The organism is Lacipirellula sp. (genome assembly GCF_965279485.1).
GTDB lineage: Bacteria > Planctomycetota > Planctomycetia > Pirellulales > Lacipirellulaceae > Lacipirellula.
The window spans coordinates 600,504-622,010 of sequence record NZ_CBDIIC010000002.1; the positions used below are offsets into that span (position 1 = coordinate 600,504).

The following is a 21,507-nucleotide window of genomic DNA, read 5'->3' on the forward strand; positions in this document are numbered from 1 at the left end:
AACCGCAGCCCCTAGGCTGGATTGTTGAAAATCCAGTCGTGGGCCTGATCCGCCACTTTGGCGAGGAGCGGCAGGTCGTCGCGACCGAAGCTTTCAGTCTGCCGCCACTGGTCGTCGCCGTCCTTGTACAGACGTGCAAAGGTGACGTTATGACGCATTCCGTTGGCCGTCTCATTCGGCCAGATGGTCGCTTTCACCGCTCCGAGGCGGATTTCGTGGACCGGACGCTGCTTCGTTTGAGTGCTCATGCAAGGCTCCTTAAGTGAGGGCAGGGGACATGCTTAGTACTCTCACGAAGCGATCCTCCCGCTTGGAGTCAACCTACGGGTGCGTTCATCTGCCCAAGCTTGTACTCGAGATACTCGGCGAGTTGGTCGACGAGAAGTTGCTCGGATCGTTGCATCCACTGGCGTTGCCGTTTAAGCGTTTCGGCAATCTCGGCGTACCCCAAGCAGCCGACGAACGGCGAGCGTGGAAGCGATGGCAGCAAGTGGCTCTTAGGGATTGCCCGCCGCAGTCGGATCGTATCGCGGTAGGCTTCGACAAGCGGGTGCGTCCCCGTACCATTGACTAGCAGCAACGCAAAATCCCTCCGCTGAGCTGCGAAGAGCCTCGATTCCTCGTACCAGCCTGATCGCCAAAGGCCAATCCGAGCGTTGCGAATCAATTGGTCAGCCGGAAAACCATCTGCCCCTGAGTTGTGCGAGGTGTTCGCTGACAAATCACTGCGAAACTTCATCTCCAGAAACACGGTCGTCGCCGGATTCCCCCAAGAGATTGCCACGTCGACTTCGGTCTGCCCTTCTTCCCATGGGACAAGATGCCTAGGCATCGCTGGCTGCTTCTTCCAAAGTTCGATTTTGAAGTTGCGATAAACTTGCGTGCGAAATCGGTCCGTCTTGAGCCCTTGGTTGAGCAGTGCCGGCAGCCACCATCGAGGGTTGATCGCCCCTAGCGAACCAAACAAGTTGCCGGTGACAACATCTTCGCTCGTTGGCCGAACGATCAAAGGGCAGCGAAGCGTGCCATCGAGGGCGGACTGACAGATGCGGCCCCCTTTGCCTCTCAGTTCGGTGAGCATGCGGCATGTCCATTCAGGCGGGAGAGCTCCAGTGCGGGCATCGCATTCCGTGGAGGCTTCCACTGGAGACAGGGTTGGCGGAACGGACACGTTGAACAGTTCAGCGGTGACTCGATGGGGAAGAAGATCTTCTCGTCGACCGCTCGTTCGACGTTCTCGACAATATCCCCTAGTCGGCCAACGTCCGATTCGTTGCGTGTCGTCGTCAATCGCTGTAGCTTCGGCGACTTGGTCTTGATCAGGATGCTGTATTCCACATCAGCCCATTCGCCGTACGCCTGCCAGACGGCGTTGACGTACGAGGTCGCCTGCAATGAGGTATCAACCTCCATGCCGCCGTAGGCCCGACCTGAAGTCTTGAACTCACGAACTTTGAGTCGCCCGTCGTCCCGAGTCAGGAGGTCGACAACTGCCGCGAGTGGAGTTTCAAGGTATTCGCCGCTGCTGTTTACCAGAGGCACGAACAAACGTTGCTCAACGCCAACAATTCCGATCGGCGGCGGTTCCCTGAGATATGTCTCCAGCAAACCGATGCCGACCGCCAGCTGCACCACTCGGTTCTCGCCGGATTTGTACTGGATCGGCCGTTCGGCCTCCCGCGTAGTCCAATACTCCATGAGAATTCGCTGCAGTTTGTCGATGGTCGTCGGCGTTCCCCGTTGCAGATTCGAGTGATAGTCTGCCAGAGCGGCATGTACCGCTGAGCCGAGAACCAAGCCGCTGCTGAGTGTAGGCTGCGGTAGCTTCAGCACTCGCTCGAAATAATACTGCAGCGGACAGCGAAGATACTGGTTAATGGCACTGAAGCTCCAATGCCGACGTTCGGCGAACATGGTCCCTCCCTGAAAAAACGGTCCTGCGATCCGAAACAGCCCCTAGCGGCGGATGGCCGCCGGCTTGCTGTCGGCCGTGAACGAATCGAGGACGGTGCCCGCCTCCCGCTTGGAGAGTTCGTAGAGACCAACGCGTCGACCTAAAACCTCGGCAATCCGCTCTTCGAGCTTGGGCGTTGCGAGCCCATGTCGCTTACCGAGATTGAGCAAGAACTGAATCTGCTTATTCGTCGCCGACGCAGTTGTTGCTGAGCTTGCTCTCTGCGGCGGTTGAGGCTTCGCTGACGGCTTCGGTTGTGTGGGAGTCGAGGAGTTCAGGGCTTGCCGCTGCGGCGGCTGAGCTGGCGGGCTTGGCGTTGCGACGGGTTCGTCTCGTGAGGCAATCGCCGTATCACTCTCGTAACGTTCAATTTGACGAGCCAGGGACTCTTCCGCGACGTCATAGAACTCCTGGATGCGAACGAGAGTCGCTTCGGCATCGCTCACATCCGCGAAGACTTCGCCTTCAATGTTGACGCTGAAGCCGGTACTGTTGAAATCGCGAGAGAGTTTGCGACTGAGACCGACGTTGACTTTAAGCATTTTGGTACCCCGGTGTAGGCGATGAATCCACTGATTCAACTACCCTTGTAGTCAAGGGCACACGCTCAGAGTGCTTCGTAGCAGATGCAGAGCAATCTCCTACGAGCACAGATGGCCTACTGCTCTGTTGTCAATTAAACTGAAGAAACTCCATGATGAATTCATCGACCTTTACGACGACTTGTGCGAAACGATTGAAAGCTACGCCTTCGGCAAAAGCATCGTTTATCTCTCAATAGCAGGGAGTTCTATTCTCGGCTCGTGGCCTCGAAAGAAAGAGTGGGATGAGCAGTTTGGCACCGGCGAGGATAGCAGCAAACTCTTCCGCGATGTCCTTGAGGAGTATGCTCGACAGAATCAATGGGTGGACGAAGGCTACCACATCTACAAAGGCCGCCAAACTCGGCGTTATCGACTTCCTCGCACCTAGTATCAGCACTTTCAATTAAGCATCGCTAGTGCTTGCTTCCAAGCCTCCGCTTTTCGTCGAACTCCGGCTCCGAACCAAGCTGACTGGAATCGCCGGCTTGCTTTAGCTTCCTTCGTTCCGCCGCGAGTGGCTCGGTGATGATCGACGTACTCAGCTACGGCGTTGAACGCGGACCATGCCGACCTCTTTGTAGCCTGAATCTCTTGCCCTGCCCCCGACTCGAAAAGCTGCATGAGAGTTCCACGAACGTTCCGCGTTCGCGAACTAGCCGTTGGCAGCGGGTCTGGGTAGAGCATCTCGAAGTAGTTCTGTAGCTGCTGACGCGTGGGGTGATATGCCGCGAGTCGATCGAGCTGGATTTCGAGATGATCGTAGAACTGGTTGGCGAATCCGAGGATTTCCCGAGCCTCTTTTACTTTCGCTCCGATGTCTCCCTTGTGGGCAATCGAGACCCCTCCTTTGCGGCTTCTTCGCTCTGCTATGGCAAGCGTATTGGCACAGACCACGCGGATCGGCGTGAAGAAGACTCGGAGAGCCGACGTCCCGTCGTGACTATTGGACAGGAGAAGGTATTTTTCCGTGACATCTTCTGAACCGCGAATGCGAATCTCTCCAGGAAGCTTAGCGAGCATCCAAATCCGCTCGCCTCTCCCCAAAGCTCCGGCCGTGTGATACCTCAACTTCCCGTCAGCGACGACAGAATCTAGAAAGCCGAAGCACTCGAAATTTTGAATCGGCTGGTAGCCTCTGCCCACGACTCCTAAAACTTCACTGTTGTCACACCGGACGACAGCTTGCCGCATCCCGACGGGATCGCCATCGGAGGTCCAAAGCGATTGAAGAGCCACCTCGTAGTCCAGTCCGGCAGCGGCGATGGCTTCGGCGGCGGTAGCCGGCTCATCAAGCTTCGTTCCGAGCCGATGCCAGGGAACCTCGCCGAAGTAAGCCATCGAGGTCTTACCATTAACGCTGGCGATATCGTGAGCCATATCCATCTCCAGGTGCAAAAAGCTTTCCAGTCTACCTACCCGGTCCTCGGCAAAACGACGCTCGTTCGCTAACGGAATGCCACACGAGGAATAGGGAGCGGCATTACCCGAGGCACGAACTTAAGACCACGGTGGAGTCGGGTGAGTAGCACATTTGCCGATTGGCGGAGTCGATCGGCTCACATAATCCCTAATCTGGAAAAGCCAGCACACTGCTCACCGCTTGGCAGACGCAAGCTGGAGCGTGGCAGCTACGAGCCGGCGGTTCGGTTTGACAAGTTTAAAATATCGTCCGATTACTTTACGATAAAGACGGCAACGGCTGGGATTCTCGTGAATTGCCTACCGACGACTCTTCAATTCCCGAGTCATCACAGGCAATACTGTTCGTAGCGACGCACAATTGTCGGCGGCGGAGAGGTACTGACGGGTGTCTTCGACCTTCACACGCACCTTGTTAATGGCTATGCAGGGTGCACGCACAGCTTATTCGCATCTCGAACGATGTCATCGGCCAAAATCGCTATTGCACCTGAACCCGTCGTCCGCTGCAGGCACTCGATAAAAACTAGGGAGCTGCTAATGAGGCTTGCAGTCGCGTCTTCCGTATCAAGAGCGACAGAGATGCGGGTCGCGAGCTCCGCCTCCACGTGCATCAGGAGCAGGCCATTCGAATTTCCGCCACGAAGCAGCCGTACGTCTTGACGATTGGTATGGGATAAACCAAGAGCCTGTCGTCATCATTGCCGCAATTGAACACGACCCCCCGTCCTAGCTGTACACTAAATCCCGAGAGCCTACATATCTCCTGCTGATGAGGCAAAGGAAACAACGCATGACAGACCACACATCGGATTTCACGGCATGCTACGTTGCATTCGTAGATATCATGGGCATGAAGTCTTTAGTAAAGGCATGCGAAACAAAGCCGGAAGTGCTCCAAAATCTTATTTCCGCCCTTAACGAGGCGAAAAACCTAAGCCCCTTCTACGGAGAAGCGAAAGACTTTGCGAGCGGCGAGGAACTGTCATGGCAGCTTCAGGTGCACGCATTCTCCGACTCAATTTGCTTATTTATTCCAGTGCAAAGCAGATTGCTTTCATGGCTTCTAGCCTCAGTTCGGAGACTTCATGACCGACTGCTTCGCCAGAAAGTTCTCGTTCGCGGGGCGATTACGATTTCGGGAATGTACTGGGATAAATCATGGGTAAAGCCCCCCAATGCCTTAACACAGGCAGATCCGCCGAACATTGCACCGCAGATTGCCCTTGGACCAGGTCTCATCGAGACCTACTTGCTTGAAGATGAAACTGCGGTTTATCCACGAATCCTGATGTCTAACCGTCTACGCAGTCACCTGGAGGTTCTGTACGAGTCAAACGCCGCTCGGGCATTTCCATTGGCAAACGGCACGCTGCTTGACTATTTTCGACAGGACGCTGACGGCCTCTATCACCTCGATGTGTTGCATCCTGGACTAATTCGTAAGGATGCCATTAGCAGTGCAGAGGAAGTGAATGAGGAAGGACACCGCATACTCCGATACGCCTTCGACGAAATAAGTTTCAGCGAGTATTTAGAGCTAGTTCGGCATGTTATTGAACTAGGCCACGCAGAAGCCAAAGATGAGAAGCTTGCATCCAAGTACCTGTGGCTAGCCAACTACTACAACGAGAAAGCAAAAGCAGCTAATTGCCAGCTGATTCGATGGTTCGAGAATACATGCCCAGCCGATGCAATCAAACTTACCGTCGGGCCTAAACACGTTGTCGAATGAAGGGTGGCGAGCTCGCTACTCAAGCATGACCAAATAACGTAAGGCTCCCCTAACTTTTGTCGCAAACCCCGGTCGCAGAACGAGCCAACTCCATCGCTGAGGCCAACCATAAATCGGTCATAGCTGCTCCCTGTATTCGCAACCTCAGGCCCGACATTCCCTCGGCTGTTGTTAGCCGACTGGTTGTTATCAAAAACGCGATTGCAGTTCGATTTCGACGCGTATTCCTTCAAGCTTCGTGCCAATAAGCACATAACCTTGGGGGCCTTTCAGCACTTCGGCCGAAACACCGCAATTGCTGCATTTCTTAAATACTCGCTCACGAATCTTAGCATCCAAAGAATCACCGCTCAAAGTCATTTCGCTTCCGAGCACGCCTGTGATTGCACAGATTGCCGCATCAAACTCGTCGTCATTTACCTGTACCCCCTCATCGGCCTCAACATTTAGGCTATTAAGAACATCCGCTAAGTCGTCACCCTGCCAGCGACCACCAACTATCTCGGCTCTCTTGCTTTTATATTTCGCAAAGTATCCGAGCATTGGATACAAGGATGCCCTGGGGTAGGTTTCAAAGAGCGTCTCCCCTAACGAGTCCAGAGAACCCTCGAGAATGTTAAGCATCCTTGCGACGGGAGCTCCCAGCTTATCTGCGATCGGGGGCAACCCATCAAACGCGTAGTCGACTGGACGCTTAGTTAGCTGCCATACATGCTGTGGGTTTGTTGGACGCGGTAGTTCCTGAAGATCAAGCGGTACATCGACGTAAAGTGGCTTGAGTTGATCAATGAGCTTCCTTTCCTCACCAATAAACTTATCTAGTTCGTTCCAGCCTTCTCTTTTCGTGTTGAAGGCATGCTTCCCATACACAGTAACTGAGATAACGTCCCCAGTATTCGTTGCTTTCGCTAAGGCTGTTTTCCCACCGTAGTAGCCCGCCAAGTCAAGTCCATATGCTGTGGCCATATTTGCTCCCGTTCAACATCTTGACGTGAAAATAACGAGCGAGAAAACTTGGCAGCGTTCCGGTTTCTAGTGCTGCATTGATGTCGATCTAGTTTGGAGACATTCCTTAAATCATGAAAGCCCTTGACCGCCCATTTACGAAGATCATCAACGGCACCATGCAGTTCGTGATTCCCGTGTTTCAGCGTGACTACAGTTGGACTGAAGCTCAATGCGAACAACTCTGGAACGATATCATCAGCATTGCGGACAGTCAGGAGTCTGTGGGCCATTTTCTCGGTTCTCTGGTATATGTCGCCACAGGCGATACATCCGCAGGCTTTACTCGCTGGTTGCTGATCGATGGCCAGCAGCGGCTGACGACGCTGACGCTGCTAATGATCGCACTTCGCGACCACATCGATGAAGCTGGATGGAAGGGAAGTGCCGACGGTCCAACTGCCAAAAAGCTTGACGCCTACTTTCTCAAAAACGCCGAAGAAGATGGAGACCGCCACCACAAACTGGTGCTGCGTCGACATGATCAGGCGACCCTAGAAGCGATGATCGATGGAGTCGATTTGCCTGCCGATCCTTCAGAGCGTCTGAAGGACAATTACGACTACTTCCGGGAATTACTCGCCGAGGCTGATCCCGAAGTCGTGTATCGTGGAATTGGACGCCTTGTGGTCGTCGACGTGACGCTGGACCGCGGAAGCGATGACCCACAGCTCGTCTTCGAGAGCCTCAATTCCACAGGTATGGATCTGAGTCAGTCCGACCTCATACGCAATTTCCTTCTCATGAGATTGTCGGAGAAGGAGCAGACCGAACTCTACGAGTCCTACTGGAGCAAGATCGAAGGATTATTCCGCGGTTCTGAAAACAAGTTCGACTCGTTCGTGCGTGACTACCTCGCCTTGCGAACCCAGGCCAGCAAGCAAGAGAAGGCGAAAGACATCTACCAAGGCTTCCGTCGCAATTTCTCTGTGCTACGCAATCTGGCAGGGGGATTGGAGCCGCTACTAGCCGATATGCTACGCCTCGCCCGATACCACGCTGCATTCAGCATCGGCAGCGGCCAATTCCCTCAGCTGGCAGACGACCTTGGTCGACTTCGACGGCTCGTCGACGTTCCCAGTACGTTAATTATGCGACTGTTCGATTGCTACGACCGCACGAAGACTCTCGCCGTTGAGGAGTTCCGAGAGGCCCTCAGATTAGTTGAGAGCTACATTCTCCGTCGAGCGATCCTTGGCGAACAGACTCGTGGCTATTGGCTAGTCTTCGCAAATCTAGCGTATCGTATCAACGACTCAGAGCCGCTGGAGTCGCTCAAGGTAGGACTCAGTCGGCAAAACGACAGCTCACGTTTTCCTGGTAATGAAGAGTTTCAGCGAGAGCTTGAGCAACGTGACATCTACGGGCTCCGCGTCTGCGGGTACCTTCTGGAGCGATTGGAGAATCATGGCTCCAAGGAACTGACAGATACCAGCGGCTACTCGATCGAACATATCATGCCGCAAAACGCCAAGCTTTCCAAAGACTGGCAGGCAATGCTGGGGGACGACTGGAAAGCAATCCAAAAGACATGGCTCCACCGTCTCGGGAATCTTACGTTGACGGGTTACAACAGCACTTACTCGGATCGCTCGTTCCAAGACAAGAAATCTGTTACAGGCGGCTTCGAAGAAAGTTCAGTTCGCCTCAATAAGTACGTTCGGGAGCAGAACGAGTGGACTGAGGCGGAAATAAGCAAACGAGGAAAGACACTTGCCAAGCGGTGTTTGAGCATCTGGCCGGAGCTAGATGTCGACCAGGCGTCGATCGAGGCGGCTCGCCAAGCCGATTTGAAGGAGCTTGCTGCGAAACGCGACGTTGGAAAAGTATCAATGTCGACCGAAGCTCGCATACTGTTCGACGTACTAAGCCCACAGATAAAGGAACTCGACGCCAATATCCTGGAATTGGCTGACAAGAAGTCGATCAGCTACCACGCAGGAGATTTCTTCCTCGAGGTATTGCCTCGCAAGCGGCGACTTGTCCTATCGCTGCCACTAAATTTCAATGAGATCGAGGACCCGCACGGAGTGGCAGCGGACTCCAGCGACACGAAGTTCCTCTTCTATTCGAACTACGACGGCGGCGTCATAGTGAACTTAAAGCATGTGTCCGATATCGAGCATGCCTTACCGTTAGTTCGACAGTCACTCAAGCTGGCCTCTTCGTGAGCGACCATGATGTGCAGCGACACGCGTTATCAGCGGCCGAAGAGGATTCAGCTGGCACTCATGAATAAAATGACTTTGAAGCAGCAGGCCTGGGCGGTTTTAGCCTGTTGGTGGATCGCCTGCGTGCTTCCCACGAAGGAAGCCTGTGCGTGGAACGCACTCGGCCACAAAGTCATCGCCGATATCGCTTGGCAACAGCTTGACGATGACCAACGGCACGACATCGTGGCGATTCTTCGACGACATCCCCGCTTCGACAACGACTTCGCTCGCCAGCTGCCGGCCGATGTCGACGAGAACAGGTGGATCTTTCAGCAAGCGGCGGTCTGGCCCGACTTGGCTCGGGGATTTCGTCCCGAAGATCGCCAGGTCTACGATCACCCGAAGTGGCACTACGTCAACTTTCCACTCTCCGTCGGCGAAGCTCGACCACTCATCGGCGTCAACCTAGCAAGCGATTACCCCACGCCGCTCACCGCAGAGAAATAGAACGTCGCTCAGGGAGTGAAGCATTGCCTATCGACGCCCGAAGGGGACGCCACGCCTGAATTCCCGAGCATGGCGGTCACAAACGAGCAGAACGGACTCCACGGCGTTTACCTGGTCCGCTCCGTTGGATGTTATCAAGACGTTTACACCCCTGCCGAACTCAACAAATTCCTCGCACCAGTGGGTCCAATCATTCCCTTCGACCCGGTTCCGACCGAATGGCAGTACATCAAGCCGTGGTCGCCGGAGGATTACTCGAAGCTTGGCGTCGTCGATTCGTCGACCGTCACCACTCGCACTGACGAACAGCACGACGCAGAAACTCCTCGCCGGCCTTCGATGAAAGCCATCGAACGCATGGTGACGTGAACGCCCCAAGATTTCTTGGAACTTTTCTTTCCACGCCCGCGAACCTTCGCGGCCGGAGCTCCTCTAGTAATCTCATTGCCTTCACTGAAACGTTTCCCAGGCGACCGAAATTGCCGCCGTCGGAAGCAACGATTCGGGATACTCCATCCCCGCTTGCCCGTTGCAAATTGGGTAGGAGCCGTGAAGGCGTGCAAAGTCGGACAGGAAAAACGTTTCCCATTCGCGAACGTTGCGGCTTCCCATCACGGAGAGCACTTCGAGCGAGAGATAAGTGAACCAGACGCTGGTTCGCCGAGCGTAGTTGCTGATGCCGACGTTTTTTGATTGCCCGGAGAGGTGGCCTCGCAGCCGTTTGGAGATTGTGTGCTGCGAGGATTCGCTCATTCCGATGTAGATAAGTTTTGACCCCAAAAATGGGTAAGGGATGCTCACATCCCGCAAACATATAAAGTATATTCCTATCATTTCACGGCGAATCAGGCCAATGGCCGATTCCGTGAAATCTCGTCTTTCGACAAACGTCACTCGACTACTCATGGAGAACGCCAGTAATGTCTGATGCAGAAATTAAATCCGGCGACCAGGTTGTGAAAGACTTCCTGATCGCCATCGCAAGCAATCCGAAGGTCGACGCGGGAACGCTGGGGTGTATCACGCGTCTCCGAGCCAAAGGGAAAGTGACCAAAATGGGATTGCTCAAAGAATTGCAGATTGCCCGTAGTGGAGACAATAGCAGTGACGAAGCTTAAGAAAATCAACCTCGTTGGGTTTCGCGGCGTTAAGACGGACATGAGTCTGGACTTAACGGCGAACACGAAAAGCGTCGCCATCTTTGGCGATAACGGCACCGGCAAAAGCTCCATCACCGATGCTATCGAGTGGTTCTTCAGTAACAAGGTGGACCACCTCTGGAGAGAAGACTGCAAATCGCACTCTCTGAGGAACGTTCATCTCGCAGCCGGCGACAAGTCGTCGGTCGCGATTGAGTTTCGGAACGGTCCTCCCGCCGGAACTCGCACCCTTACAGACAAACTCGCCGCTAAGTTGACGCCGGCGTCAGAGGAGCTGAAAAACTATCTTATCGACGCCGGAAATGAACGGCTCATTCTTCGGCACCAAGAGCTCACGCAGTTTGTCTCGATGAGCAAAGGCGACAAACGGCGATTTGTCGCTGAAATCATGGGATACGACGCAGTGATTGCGTTCCGGGACGTGATTCTAGCGACGCTTGGAGGAATAAGAAACACACTCGAATACACGAGTGCAAAAGGAAGAATCGAGAATCATCGAGCAGAGCTCCTCTCGCTCGCCGGTGAAATTGTCACCACCGACCAGGCGTACTACGGCCGTCTGAGAACGTTGCTCGAAGAGCTAGATGTGAAGCTTGAGGAAGAAACTTCGGAAGCTGTCCTGAAGGCCGAAGCAACGCTGAACGCGAGAATCAAGCAAGAAGAGAAGGCAAAGCGTAAGCTGCTGCTCCAGGGACTTTCTAAGAAGCTCGCGTCGCTCATCGAAGAGCTAGAAGCTCTAAATCTTCGTCGTGATGATTTCACGCCGAAGTATGAGACTTTAATTGAGAGCGTTGAGCAGCTGAAGGAAATCAAGCTCGGTGATTTCCTTCGCAAGGGCAAAGAGATTATAGCTGAGGATGAATCGTCCGAAGAGTGCCCGTTCTGCCTCACGAAGGTTGATTTGGCAAAGGTTGGCGAGAGCGTTGACGCTAGGATTCGGCAGCTTGAGAAGACGCAGGCAAAGCAGCAGGCCGCGAAAGACGCCATGACGCTATTCGTTCAGGCGTTGAAGGACGTCGAGCGAGTTTGCGGCGAGCTGAACACGTTAGGGCCTAAAGGAGTTTGCTCTGACACTTTCGTGAAAGAGCTGGTGGACTTTGCTAAGGCCTTGAAGGAGCACACCACCGCGGTGCCGATGTCCTTCACCTCCTACGAATCTATTGTCGAGAGTGCCGCATTGACAAAGGCCGAGAAGGCCGTTCGAGCGGCCCTAGTCGCCGAGAAGAAAACCGTCGACGAAGCTGAAGAGAAAGAGAAGCTCACCCATGAAGAGACCGCCATCGTTGAGCTACTAAAGAAGATTGACGGAATTCGTTCGCACTACAAGGGACACCAAGACGACTCGGCAATCATCAGCAGCGTTGAAACGCAAATCACTTCTCTTGAAACGACGCTCGAGGAGTTCCTAAAAGTCCAATCCGAAGCGATGCAGAATGCTTTGGATGTAATGTCATCGGACATTGGGAAGTTCTACAGTGCGATGCATCCCTCGGAGAACACCGAAGGGGTGCACCTTTCAATCGTTGGCGATGAGGGCGTTGAATTTCACTACACCTTCCACGGAGAGAAGGTGCATCCGCCAATGAAGTACCTGAGCGAATCGCATCTCAACAGCCTCGGAATTGCTCTGTTTCTGGCTTCGGTGAAGCTCTTCAACAAGACGAGCAAATTCTTCGTCCTCGACGACATTGTCAGCAGCTTCGACATCGGTCATCGTCGGCGACTGCTGCGGCTACTCCAGGACGAGTTCTCCGACTGGCAGATTATTTTGCTCACTCACGAGTACCTGTGGTTTGAAATCATTCGCCGCGAAATGGCTCCGCACGGATGGCTCCTAAAGGAAGTCACCTGGGATGCTCCCAACGGCTCCATGCTTGATGAGACCCATGCTACGTTCCGAGAGCTCGTGGAGAAGAAGAGAAAGCTGCCAGGCGTAGATATCGAGAACGACCTTCGGAAACTGCTTGAGAACGTTCTAAAAGAACTATGTCAGCAGCTCGGGGTCAAAGTCGCCTATCGTCCCAATGAAGTGAACGATAAGCGTATGCCAGGTGAGTTGCTGCCCGAATTGAAGTCGACGCTGGATAAGCGAAAATGCACGCAGCTAAAGTCGCATGCTATTTTCCCGAAGCTCGAGGGTTCAGCCTTCATCGCCAACTTTGGCTCTCACGATAATCTGGAGAAGCTGAGTTCCGAAGACTTGGACTTGGTTCTCGCTGACATCGATGAGCTGCACGGGCTCTTTCGATGCAACGGTTGCAACACGACCGCATCAGAGCAACGGTACGTGCCAGCCACGAAGAAAATCTCCTGCAAGTGCGGGACGCTTTCTCTCGATTGGCAGAAGTAGTCAGTTGGCCGTTGGAGCGGAGACCTATAACCGCTCCGACGGCCGCTACCGCTTTAGTTTGAGCGTGCGATGCTTCCGCTGAGTCAGGCCTTCCATCGTGATTCTCACGTGCCACGGGCCGCGTGTCTTGGATATTTTTACGAGGCCCTCAGTTTCAAGCAGCGTAAGCAGCCGCTCCAGCTCTTCATACTCCGAAACGCCGTCGGATAGTTCGACCGTGTCTTTCAGCTCGTCGTGCTTAACAGAGCCGGAGGATGGAAGTGCATCAAGAATTTTGAGATGCCACAATTGGTCCGCTAGGAGCCAGCCTAGATTGGTGAGTTCGTAGAAATCGCCTTTGTAATCGACGAGGTTCAAATCGCGTAGGCGGGAGAGCGTTGCTTTAGCTTCCGCCGCCTCACGGCCTTCCCAGTCATCGATGCTGCCGCCGATTCGTCCATTGTTTCGAGGGCGACTCATCTCCCGCAGATAGTCGCAATCAGGGTCACTGATTTCCGATGAGTTGTCCTCAGCCGCATCTTCGGGCGTTTCGAGACCGCGTTGCACTGCAAGCTCATCGCTGACCCTTACGACGGCGTCCACGAGCCCGGAGTAGGATTCGGCCGGCTCCAATTCGTATCCAAGCTCAGTCGCTATGTTTCTGACCAACTGAAGTAGGTCATCACGCGAACAGGAAAGAGCATTCAAGCCTGTGAGAGGGCCGGCTAGGACTTCAGGACCGTGGCCGGCTCCTAAGAGCGGAACTAAATATTTCTTTGCTCCCCAACGTGCTCCGAGTTCGAAGAGGACATACGCTGAGTCCCGACTCACCTCAGTAATGATGCCGACAAGAGCTCTCGCTTCGACGGTTTCGCGTCGGAGCTGCTCATTCGTATCAGCACCGGCCGGAAGTTTGTAGCCGGCGACGCTCGTGCAGCGAATCTTGGCTGAGGGGAGGTTGTACGCTCTGCGGAAAAGCTCCACGAGAGCTTTCGCCAGCTCCGCATCACGAGAACTGTGGCTCACGAAGATGTCGATTGCCGAAGATTCGCTCATAGCCGATTAAGTGCCTGGGGACTGATCGGAAGTGCGGACCGATTCGGAGCAAATGTGCCCGATTGGCGAGCTCGTAGCAAGGTTAACACCGCACGGCGAGCAAAAAAACAGGCATGAGCGTTACGCCCATACCTGTCATTACTCAGCTCATCTTGATGATGATGACCAGCTTGAATCGGATAACGATTCGCTTCACGAAAGCAATCATTGGTGCCTCCCTCGGGAGACCTAGCCTGTTCTCAAAGTCCTAATCTTCCTCCTCGCGGCAGTACTTATCGAGTGATTCACCCGGTCCTGGAGCATCTCGGTCTCTATAGTTACATACACCGTTTCCGAGGAAACCCTGCCCATTTTGGAATGGATTTTCCAGAGAAACCGCGATTTCTTTCTCGGGCTGAAAAACCGGACTCCGGACGTCCGCCCTAGTCGATCTGCGGAGGTTGACTGGGCGTTCAACTCTGCAGAAGGTGTGAGTGGCGAGCATCGCAATGGCCCCCAAGATAAGCATCAGCTCAGCGGCGGGCTCAGGAATCGTGTATTGCGTCACAAATGTATTCGGAAAACCACCGAGGCTTCGTCCCTCGTGTAGGTTTTGACTAACGAAACGAGGGATCTGCGACCCGGACCCGACCAGTAGCTCTCCCTCACTCGTGATGAAGAGATCGTCGGGATGGTGGAGAGTGACGACTTTTTCCAAAGTTCCCGTTAGCCAATCCACTCTCGCAACCTGCTCGTATAAGCCGGTGCTTCCCCAGTGAGCGACGAACACTTTATTTGTTACTGGGTCGAATTCGACGCCCCGGACGCCAGAGAAGTGCGAACGTCCAATACTGCGTATCGCTTCCCCGTCTGCCGTTAGCTCAAGGACCTCATTCCCCGAGCCGACGAGCAAATTACCTGATGGCAGCACTTCGACGTCGAATACCTTGTTCGATTCGTAGAATTTCGTTGCTGAAGCAGGATTGCCGATCTGAAATCTTGTTACCATGCTTCCGCCTGCAACGTAGACATGGCTGTTACCAACTGAAATCTTTCCACTGGAGAGATTCCCACCGAGGTAGGGGGCATCCGCTCCGTAAGCGGCTTTAATCGCTCCTTGCCCATCGATCGCCAAGACTTCAAACCCAAAGCTCTGCGGACGGGTGACGGCGTACAGTAGTCCGTCTGGTCCGAACGCAATTCCTCGAACTTCACGGCCAAGGTTAACCGACGCTATGGGCGTTGAATCTGCGTCGAACTGCGTAATGATGCTGGAGTTGTAGTTTGATGCGTAATAGTGTCCGGGGAGGAATGTGATGGCACCGTCGGCAACGCCACTCGAAAGCGTGAAGGCCGTAAGGAGAAGGGCGACGTGCCAACGCATCTAGGAGCTCCGCTGGAGTGCTAACTTCTTGGAACCCTACTGAACGATTCGCCCATGACCGCAATCGGTTTGTGAAGTCCAACTGTTCCGTCCAGCGTTATGTGGTTAGCACCATTTGGACAGACGCATCAGACTTGCTGACCACTAGATTGTCGTTATCGAAAAAACTTTCCCTCAATTTCGGAGTATCTTTTATCAGATCCGACGGGAACTAGGAATGTTGATGTATGGTGGCGAAACCGGCGTCGAAAGCTCCAAGCAGGCTGCTTATTAAGGTGCCGGCTATTAGGGATTAGCGGCGTTTTCCAGCGATTAACTAGTGAGTATCTTAAGGCCATGAGCCTTCCAAACTACCAAGAGTTCATGCTTCCCTTCTTAACGGCAATTGCCGATGGGAAACCTCACCGTATCAGCGACCTGATCGACCGCTTGGCCGACGCTCTCACGTTAAACGACGAGCAGCGGAGCGAGCTACTCCCCAGCGGGCAACGCGTCCTTGCTAACCGTGTAGGTTGGGCTCGCACGTACCTGAAGAAAGCTGGACTTATCGAGTCCCCCGAACGCGGGCTAATGTTGCTCAGCGACCGAGGGCGGAGCGTTCTGAATGAAAACCTTCAGCAGGTCAACCAGCAGGTTCTCGATCGATTCCCAGAGTTTCGCGAGTGGAGAACGGCTAAGAAAGACGAGGGGGCAGGGGAGGGGCCATCGCCGAATGCGGAGACAGTCGCCAGTTTAACCCCTGACGAGGTTATGGAGGCGGCCTACCGCGAGCTTAATGATCAAGTCGCGAGCGATCTGCTGGAGACGCTGAAACGCTCCTCTCCGTACTTTTTCGAGAAAGTCGTTCTGACATTGCTCGCCGCGATGGGCTACGGCGGGGTTCACGGCGGCAGCCTAATCACTCCAGCCTCAGGGGACGGCGGCATTGATGGACTAATTCACGAAGACAAGCTGGGGCTAGATACGGTCTGCGTGCAAGCAAAGCGATGGGAAGGAACCGTCGGCCGCCCAGTAGTCCAAGGCTTCGTTGGCAGCATGGACATGCACCGCAGCCGTAAGGGAGTCGTCATCACGACGGGGAGATATAGCCAAGACGCCCACGATTACGTCAATCGCATCGAGGGCAAGAAGGTCGTGCTCATCGACGGCGTCCAGCTTGCTCAACTGATGATCGAACATCGGGTCGGCGTTGCGGCTCGCCGAACCTATGTACTCGTCGATCTCTCTCAGGATTTCTTTGACGAACAGTCTTAGCCGATTGTAAGAGGCCTAGGTCAGCCAACCACCTTGATTGAGTCGCCGCACTGGAGCTCACATTACCGTGCCACCCATCATTGGTGAATTGCACCGCCGATTGACTGAGATCGAGGTCCAGAGAGGTGCTGACAGTAGCAGCTGGAAGCGATGGCTCGCCGAACCGATCGGGTTGACTCCTTGGGAGTCCTGGACGCTGCTAGGGCTAATCAAGCATCGAACTCGGCAACAGTTTGTCGCCGACACGATGCGAAACCATCTACAGGGTGATGAAGAGGCGTTGGCCGAAGCCGGAGCTTTCGGTCATCCAGAGATTCCGCAGCACGGGGTGGTTCCAGGTCTAATTGAGTGGGAGTACTACTTTCATGGGCGAGGGTGCTGCTTAAGCCATCGCCAGACCGGCGAGTCGATTGACGTTGACTTCTATGATGAAACGGCTGACTGGTTCGACGAGTTTTTCTACACGACCTACCTGCACTCACTAAAATCACCAGGCTTCGTAGAAGAGCGGCTGAAAACTCTGCACCCAGGAATTGAAGCGATTCGACTGGCGATTAGTCAGTTAGCAGAGCGGGGGCTGATTGAGCGGTTTCCGGAAAGCAATGCGTTCAGGCTGACTTTTGATTACGTCCCGCTGTCAGATCTGCTTCAAAAGCTTGAACAGAATTGGCATGATCCCTCGGTTCAAGTGCAGCTAGCAGCCGCCGTCGGCGACTGGTTGCTACTCGACGAATTGGTGGAAAGAGTACAGCTGGAAGAAATCGCCGAGCAGAAAGCCGCCCTCATCAAACAACGCAACGCCGAGTTGCTTGAGCATGTGAAGTCCGGCACCAAGTTCCAGGCAGACGCTCTACTGGCACTCCACGCAGTTGGCAGTCCGGACCTGACAAGAATCCTCGCTCAGGTGTTGAACGCCAAACCCTCATCAGCGAGTTCGGCTGCCCTCAAGGTGATCGCTCAGCTTAGCGATCCGGAGTGGTGCGTACCGCTGGAGCGACTGCTGAGTCGACTTGATCCTAACGGCCCGCCTCCCAATCCGCATTTGTGGCATGCCGCCGTCACGATTCTCCTGCGGCACGGTCGGCCTGGAAAAATCGCCAAGATTATTCCCACGATTAGTTCGCATTGCCTTGGGGACCTCGCCATTCTGACGTTGGAATATTTTCCCGAGTTAGCGGTGAGCACGTTCCGAAGGTCGCTTCGGTCAGAGATTCCTTGTAACAGGATCACTGCAGCAGCGGTGCTGGCCATCATCGATCAGCCGTGGAGTCGCTCAGAACTTTTGGCGGCCATCCGGGAGAGCAACGATCACTACCAGACGATGGAATGCCGTTCAGCGTTGATGCAAACTCATTTCCCCGAAGGTCGCCAAGCGGTGCTGGACTGGGAAACGAGGAACCCGCCTCCACCGAGAGAGGGTGCCTACCGGACGGTCGATGAAATGGCCCTTGAGCAGAGCGACGACACCATCAGTTGGGAAATGGCAAAGCTCCACGACCGAATTTATCCGCTTCGAAACACACTAAGCTAACACCAACGCCAGTGACTCAGAGCTCAACCTCACGAAACGAGCAGCGTGCCGTCGTTTCATCGGGTTAGGTAGTGATGCAAACTATCTTCGAGCTGCTTCGTCCATCATCACCGGCTTATTCCTAGATAGCGGCTCGAACACCTTAGTTCGCCAGCGGTGGAGGGCTTCCCTCGAATAGGGTCTGGTCAAGCTTCACTCGCACGGGCTCATCGATCGATGCGTACCAAACACTAGCTCCTGCTTCTGCGAGCGTACGTCCACCGAAATACCCGCCGACCCCTCCGATCACCGACCCAGTGAACGCTCCGGCAGGCACTGTCGCCCATGCTGCGGGCCCGCCAAACGCACCAACGTAAGCCCCGGCAGCAAATCCTGCGGAAGCTCCCGCCGATGCTCCAGTCATTCCTCCCAGGCGGTTTACGACGCGTCTATTACGCATCCGGCTAGAGATCGCTCCCCGCCTGTAGTCAGAGTCGATATCCCACAACTCCTTCGCGTCAACCGCGATCGAGACCACAAGAACAACACGTCCGACCGAACGTCTCATCACCGTCCCAACGATACCGCCTCGGCTGGCTTCAAGCCCCCCATTGGAAGCGATGGTGGCCACGCCGGTGCCTCCCCGCACCGAACTCCGCACGTTAGACAACAGGGGCCTTGCCGCTATCCAGCCGCCCATCGATGTGGTCTGGATCACCGCAAGTTTCGGCCGTTCGGTGATCGCCCAGGAACGTGCGACATCGTCTCGGCTTTTTGCCACGCCGCTCAGCACGGTCGGGATGGACTGCGTTCTCCGCAAAGATCGTCCATCTGCAGAGTAGGTCGACAACATCAAGCGTCTAGTATCGACATGAACGACTTCTCCAATGGACTCGATCGGACGACCTCTGATGAAACGGCTAATTTCTGAAGCAAGCTGCTTATTCGCAGGATCGAGCGATCGTCTCATGTGTCTAACGTTTTCGGCCAGCCAAGCTTCTGACATTTGAGTTCCGCCGTATCTAGTCAGTCCGAGCCGCGGACCGCTCGATCGTACGGTTTTAACCTCAACAACCTTAACATCCGCCATTCGCCCATTAGCACCTCGGCGAATTGCAATTCGGTCGATTCCGTTCCCGCCTCCATGCTTAAATTCGCGTATGTCGTTGAAACCGTGGAGACGTAGCGACTGCTCAACCAGCGATTCCCCCCAAGCCCCAGTCCGAGTAGTCCACACGCCCCTTGAGCGAAGCTCCACGGGGTGGTTAACCGGGTGCTGAATAAATGACCTCGACGCAGGCGTGGCGTCGTATGAGTAGCAGTACGGCGACGCTATCGAGAACAGGCTAACGACTGCGACAAAAAGTTCGAGTGCGTGCTTCATCTATCTACTCCTTCCACTCTGTTTTCAGAATCCGCATTTTCGTCGCCTCGACCCGACCATCGTCCGATTCGAGTCCATCCATGTTCGTCGCCCATGCCGCTTCGAAACGAGATAGGACGTATTCTGAAAGTTGCTCGTCTTTCACATCGGAGAGCTTCTTCAACTGCTCCTGACATGAAAGACTACTCTCACCCAACTCCGCGATTCGGTCCAGGATCCGGCGGTTATAAAGCCAATTCTCCAATCGCTTCAGCGAGGTCAAATGCTGCTCAACCGACTTTTGAAGTGCTAATGCGGCTTCCAATCCATTGTCGATGTGCGGTTGCAACTGATGGGCGTGCGTGATGCCTCGTTCTAAAAGAGCGTCGACTTTTCGCTCGCTCTCCTCGGTGTGCTTAGCATCGCGACCAGACGCTAACGCAACAGATTTGGATAGGCTCTCTGAGTCAGCCTGCCACTGATCGATGCTTGGCTTTAGTTTGAGGAAATCGGCGGCAGCGATGTCTTTGCTGCATTCGGCCAGAGCGAGCCGCAGTTTTTCGGTTCGCTCGTCAGCTCCTTCGACGTTGCCTCCCTCTATCGCTACTTCGACTTGCCTTTTGCTCAAGCCTTCAATCGCTTCGGCGGTCGCCTGAATCGCATAGCTACGCACTGTACCTGGCAAATGAGCGTTCTTTGCAATTTCTAGATACTGGTCGACTGCAGCGAACTCATCAGGGATAGGTTCCGCGAAATCGTTCCCCTCTAGGTCGATTCGAAGCTTGTTCAGTTTTTCTCTCGCTTGCTTCACCTGGTTGGGGCTTTGAAAATACACCATCGCATCGAGCCTTCCGAACAAATCGGCCGCCAATTCCTTCTCCAAGTCATCGCCGCCCGAAGCAGCTCGCACGCATTGCGTCGCCAGGTCGAACACCCGCGAATCAGAGGCATCTATTCGAGCGGCGACAAGCGTCATGTCGACGGCATACTCCCAATCCTCGGCTTCCCTTGCTGACTCCGCTTCATTGATCGCTTGGTTAAGTTCTTCACTTGAAGCAGCAGATAGTTTGGACGTCGATAATCCTCCTATGAGAAACGACAGCACCACGGCAACTGCTGCAGCTACTGCACCCGCCACCGCGAACTCTGCTAAACGACAACTTTTTGATTCTCCGGCCATGCTGGTATCCCAATTACGTCTGAAAAAATCAGCAGAAGAGAAAGAAGTGTACAATCAACGGATTCGCCAGCGTGACGCTTGCACCTTTGCAGTCGGCACGAAGGCGGCACCACAATGGCAGTCATGCAACTCAACTTTTCAGTGACTAAGACGCCGCTAACTGCCGCCGAAGCATCTCAAGGTTGTTCGTTGCGTTCTCGTCCTGATGGACGAGCCCATGGCAGTTCCGGCAAACGAGAATGAGATCAGCCAGCTCCGTCTTACAGGGGGCAAGCAGGCTCGCCAACGGTTTCAAATGATGAGCCTCAATCACTCGCTCAGACCAAGCCGGCCCATACTTCTCGACATGGTCCTCTCGACAGACTTCGCAAAAGAGCTTGCCATGCAACGCACGAAACGCCTCCTTCTTGTCGGCGACGAGCTTGCTGCAACGTTCAATCCGGTAGTGTTCAGTGAGTTGCCGTCGCCCCTCCGCGTAGTGCTCGCCAGGGATCGGAACCACTGGGGTCTCGCCACGCCAAGCTCGTCGAACACTTGAGGCTTGCTCTGGATCCAACCAAAACACCGTCCTGTTACGCGACTTGACGAGTGTGTGGCTAGCGAGCTCTGGAAGCGACTCAAGCTGTTTGGTAGGTAACATTCCGTCTTCAACCGTAAGCCGAACGTCGCTGAGCGTGATTCCGACGACGAGCTTATCGAGCTTCACTGGACTCATCCAGAGATCGTCGCCGAGGTGGCTGGGAGACGGCACCTTCTCTGGCTCCGTCGGGAGTTCGGTAATGGTGCCCTCAGCCACGATGCCTCCGCCCGCCCCCGAACGCTTGAAGTAAGCAATCGCCCCCAATTCCATGGCTTTCGATAGATGGGGAGCTCCCCAATACACCAAATTGTGTCGAGAAAAGTATTGATCGACCGCGAAGAGCGAAGGAGTTGCC

Annotated in this window: 20 protein-coding genes; 9 read left to right on the forward strand and 11 right to left on the reverse strand. The window is 54.5% G+C overall.

What is annotated here, in order from left to right:
* Window positions 1-11: 11 nt before the first annotated feature.
* From ACQY7R_RS09945 to ACQY7R_RS09960, 4 genes are all read right to left on the reverse strand, one after another.
* Complete coding sequence (locus ACQY7R_RS09945; protein WP_428305446.1) at window positions 12-248, reverse strand: hypothetical protein; 237 nt, start codon at window positions 246-248, stop codon at window positions 12-14.
* Between the two features lie 68 nt (window positions 249-316).
* Window positions 317-1,081, reverse strand: a complete 765-nt coding sequence (locus ACQY7R_RS09950) for a hypothetical protein (protein WP_428305447.1) — start codon at window positions 1,079-1,081, stop codon at window positions 317-319.
* On the reverse strand, window positions 1,066-1,914 hold the full coding sequence (locus ACQY7R_RS09955; RefSeq protein WP_428305448.1) for a RecB family exonuclease: 849 nt from the start codon (window positions 1,912-1,914) through the stop codon (window positions 1,066-1,068). Before ACQY7R_RS09955 ends, ACQY7R_RS09950 begins: the two co-directional genes overlap by 16 nt.
* Window positions 1,915-1,956: 42 nt before the next feature.
* Complete coding sequence (locus ACQY7R_RS09960; protein ID WP_428305449.1) at window positions 1,957-2,496, reverse strand: hypothetical protein; 540 nt, start codon at window positions 2,494-2,496, stop codon at window positions 1,957-1,959.
* Window positions 2,497-2,623: 127 nt separating this feature from the next.
* On the opposite strand from ACQY7R_RS09960, the gene ACQY7R_RS09965 reads away from it, so the two are divergent.
* The gene (locus ACQY7R_RS09965) at window positions 2,624-2,926 is read left to right on the forward strand and encodes a hypothetical protein (RefSeq protein WP_428305450.1); all 303 of its coding nucleotides are present in this window, start codon (window positions 2,624-2,626) and stop codon (window positions 2,924-2,926) included.
* Between the two features lie 11 nt (window positions 2,927-2,937).
* Here ACQY7R_RS09965 and ACQY7R_RS09970 read toward each other — a convergent pair whose 3' ends face one another.
* Window positions 2,938-3,915 carry a DUF932 domain-containing protein gene (locus ACQY7R_RS09970; protein WP_428305451.1) on the reverse strand — a complete coding sequence of 326 codons (978 nt, stop codon included), beginning with the start codon at window positions 3,913-3,915 and terminating at the stop codon, window positions 2,938-2,940.
* Window positions 3,916-4,750: 835 nt separating this feature from the next.
* Between ACQY7R_RS09970 and ACQY7R_RS09975 the strand changes: the two genes are divergently transcribed.
* The gene (locus tag ACQY7R_RS09975; RefSeq protein WP_428305452.1) at window positions 4,751-5,692 is read left to right on the forward strand and encodes a hypothetical protein; all 942 of its coding nucleotides are present in this window, start codon (window positions 4,751-4,753) and stop codon (window positions 5,690-5,692) included.
* Between the two features lie 189 nt (window positions 5,693-5,881).
* Here the strand turns inward: ACQY7R_RS09975 and ACQY7R_RS09980 are convergent, their stop codons facing one another.
* Window positions 5,882-6,658: a hypothetical protein gene (locus ACQY7R_RS09980; protein WP_428305453.1), complete on the reverse strand. Its 777-nt coding sequence runs from the start codon at window positions 6,656-6,658 to the stop codon at window positions 5,882-5,884.
* 113 nt (window positions 6,659-6,771) lie between these two features.
* Here ACQY7R_RS09980 and ACQY7R_RS09985 point away from each other — a divergent pair, with 113 nt between their 5' ends.
* The 3 genes from ACQY7R_RS09985 to ACQY7R_RS09995 are packed head-to-tail and all read left to right on the forward strand — an operon-like array spanning window position 6,772 to window position 9,726.
* The gene (locus ACQY7R_RS09985; protein ID WP_428305454.1) at window positions 6,772-8,868 is read left to right on the forward strand and encodes a DUF262 domain-containing protein; all 2,097 of its coding nucleotides are present in this window, start codon (window positions 6,772-6,774) and stop codon (window positions 8,866-8,868) included.
* 60 nt (window positions 8,869-8,928) lie between these two features.
* Window positions 8,929-9,357 carry a S1/P1 nuclease gene (locus ACQY7R_RS09990; protein WP_428305455.1) on the forward strand — a complete coding sequence of 143 codons (429 nt, stop codon included), beginning with the start codon at window positions 8,929-8,931 and terminating at the stop codon, window positions 9,355-9,357.
* 15 nt (window positions 9,358-9,372) lie between these two features.
* The gene (locus tag ACQY7R_RS09995) at window positions 9,373-9,726 is read left to right on the forward strand and encodes a hypothetical protein (protein ID WP_428305456.1); all 354 of its coding nucleotides are present in this window, start codon (window positions 9,373-9,375) and stop codon (window positions 9,724-9,726) included.
* A gap of 81 nt (window positions 9,727-9,807) precedes the next feature.
* Here ACQY7R_RS09995 and ACQY7R_RS10000 read toward each other — a convergent pair whose 3' ends face one another.
* Window positions 9,808-10,110, reverse strand: coding sequence for a hypothetical protein (locus ACQY7R_RS10000; RefSeq protein ID WP_428305457.1), 303 nt, complete (start codon window positions 10,108-10,110; stop codon window positions 9,808-9,810).
* A 167-nt stretch (window positions 10,111-10,277) separates the two neighbouring features.
* Between ACQY7R_RS10000 and ACQY7R_RS10005 the strand changes: the two genes are divergently transcribed.
* Window positions 10,278-10,475, forward strand: a complete 198-nt coding sequence (locus ACQY7R_RS10005; RefSeq protein WP_428305458.1) for a hypothetical protein — start codon at window positions 10,278-10,280, stop codon at window positions 10,473-10,475.
* The gene (locus tag ACQY7R_RS10010; RefSeq protein WP_428305459.1) at window positions 10,462-12,867 is read left to right on the forward strand and encodes an AAA family ATPase; all 2,406 of its coding nucleotides are present in this window, start codon (window positions 10,462-10,464) and stop codon (window positions 12,865-12,867) included. The genes ACQY7R_RS10005 and ACQY7R_RS10010 overlap by 14 nt, the downstream gene beginning before the upstream one ends.
* 45 nt (window positions 12,868-12,912) lie before the next feature.
* Here ACQY7R_RS10010 and ACQY7R_RS10015 read toward each other — a convergent pair whose 3' ends face one another.
* The gene (locus tag ACQY7R_RS10015) at window positions 12,913-13,902 is read right to left on the reverse strand and encodes a TIR domain-containing protein (protein WP_428305460.1); all 990 of its coding nucleotides are present in this window, start codon (window positions 13,900-13,902) and stop codon (window positions 12,913-12,915) included.
* A gap of 247 nt (window positions 13,903-14,149) precedes the next feature.
* On the reverse strand, window positions 14,150-15,265 hold the full coding sequence (locus ACQY7R_RS10020) for a hypothetical protein (protein WP_428305461.1): 1,116 nt from the start codon (window positions 15,263-15,265) through the stop codon (window positions 14,150-14,152).
* 336 nt (window positions 15,266-15,601) lie between these two features.
* Here ACQY7R_RS10020 and ACQY7R_RS10025 point away from each other — a divergent pair, with 336 nt between their 5' ends.
* Window positions 15,602-16,519, forward strand: a complete 918-nt coding sequence (locus tag ACQY7R_RS10025; RefSeq protein WP_428305462.1) for a restriction endonuclease — start codon at window positions 15,602-15,604, stop codon at window positions 16,517-16,519.
* Between the two features lie 67 nt (window positions 16,520-16,586).
* Window positions 16,587-18,050 carry a DUF6896 domain-containing protein gene (locus ACQY7R_RS10030; RefSeq protein WP_428305463.1) on the forward strand — a complete coding sequence of 488 codons (1,464 nt, stop codon included), beginning with the start codon at window positions 16,587-16,589 and terminating at the stop codon, window positions 18,048-18,050.
* Between the two features lie 1,367 nt (window positions 18,051-19,417).
* On the opposite strand, the gene ACQY7R_RS10035 is transcribed toward ACQY7R_RS10030, so the two are convergent.
* Together ACQY7R_RS10035 and ACQY7R_RS10040 are read right to left on the reverse strand one after the other, a co-directional pair.
* Window positions 19,418-20,572: a hypothetical protein gene (locus ACQY7R_RS10035; RefSeq protein WP_428305464.1), complete on the reverse strand. Its 1,155-nt coding sequence runs from the start codon at window positions 20,570-20,572 to the stop codon at window positions 19,418-19,420.
* Between the two features lie 145 nt (window positions 20,573-20,717).
* Window positions 20,718-21,368, reverse strand: a complete 651-nt coding sequence (locus tag ACQY7R_RS10040; RefSeq protein WP_428305465.1) for an HNH endonuclease — start codon at window positions 21,366-21,368, stop codon at window positions 20,718-20,720.
* Window positions 21,369-21,507: the final 139 nt, after the last annotated feature.

Bases quoted from the DNA above. Each gene is read 5' to 3' on its own strand.
- ACQY7R_RS10000 (WP_428305457.1), bottom strand. From the start codon at position 10,110: ATGAGCGAATCCTCGCAGCACACAATCTCCAAACGGCTGCGAGGCCAC.
- ACQY7R_RS10035 (WP_428305464.1), bottom strand. From the start codon at position 20,572: ATGGCCGGAGAATCAAAAAGTTGTCGTTTAGCAGAGTTCGCGGTGGCG.
- ACQY7R_RS09980 (WP_428305453.1), bottom strand. From the start codon at position 6,658: ATGGCCACAGCATATGGACTTGACTTGGCGGGCTACTACGGTGGGAAA.
- ACQY7R_RS09945 (WP_428305446.1), bottom strand. From the start codon at position 248: ATGAGCACTCAAACGAAGCAGCGTCCGGTCCACGAAATCCGCCTCGGA.
- ACQY7R_RS09985 (WP_428305454.1), top strand. From the start codon at position 6,772: ATGAAAGCCCTTGACCGCCCATTTACGAAGATCATCAACGGCACCATG.
- ACQY7R_RS09970 (WP_428305451.1), bottom strand. From the start codon at position 3,915: ATGGCTCACGATATCGCCAGCGTTAATGGTAAGACCTCGATGGCTTAC.
- ACQY7R_RS09955 (WP_428305448.1), bottom strand. From the start codon at position 1,914: ATGTTCGCCGAACGTCGGCATTGGAGCTTCAGTGCCATTAACCAGTAT.
- ACQY7R_RS09950 (WP_428305447.1), bottom strand. From the start codon at position 1,081: ATGCTCACCGAACTGAGAGGCAAAGGGGGCCGCATCTGTCAGTCCGCC.
- ACQY7R_RS09960 (WP_428305449.1), bottom strand. From the start codon at position 2,496: ATGCTTAAAGTCAACGTCGGTCTCAGTCGCAAACTCTCTCGCGATTTC.
- ACQY7R_RS10020 (WP_428305461.1), bottom strand. From the start codon at position 15,265: ATGCGTTGGCACGTCGCCCTTCTCCTTACGGCCTTCACGCTTTCGAGT.
- ACQY7R_RS09990 (WP_428305455.1), top strand. From the start codon at position 8,929: ATGAATAAAATGACTTTGAAGCAGCAGGCCTGGGCGGTTTTAGCCTGT.
- ACQY7R_RS09975 (WP_428305452.1), top strand. From the start codon at position 4,751: ATGACAGACCACACATCGGATTTCACGGCATGCTACGTTGCATTCGTA.
- ACQY7R_RS10005 (WP_428305458.1), top strand. From the start codon at position 10,278: ATGTCTGATGCAGAAATTAAATCCGGCGACCAGGTTGTGAAAGACTTC.
- ACQY7R_RS10025 (WP_428305462.1), top strand. From the start codon at position 15,602: ATGAGCCTTCCAAACTACCAAGAGTTCATGCTTCCCTTCTTAACGGCA.
- ACQY7R_RS10015 (WP_428305460.1), bottom strand. From the start codon at position 13,902: ATGAGCGAATCTTCGGCAATCGACATCTTCGTGAGCCACAGTTCTCGT.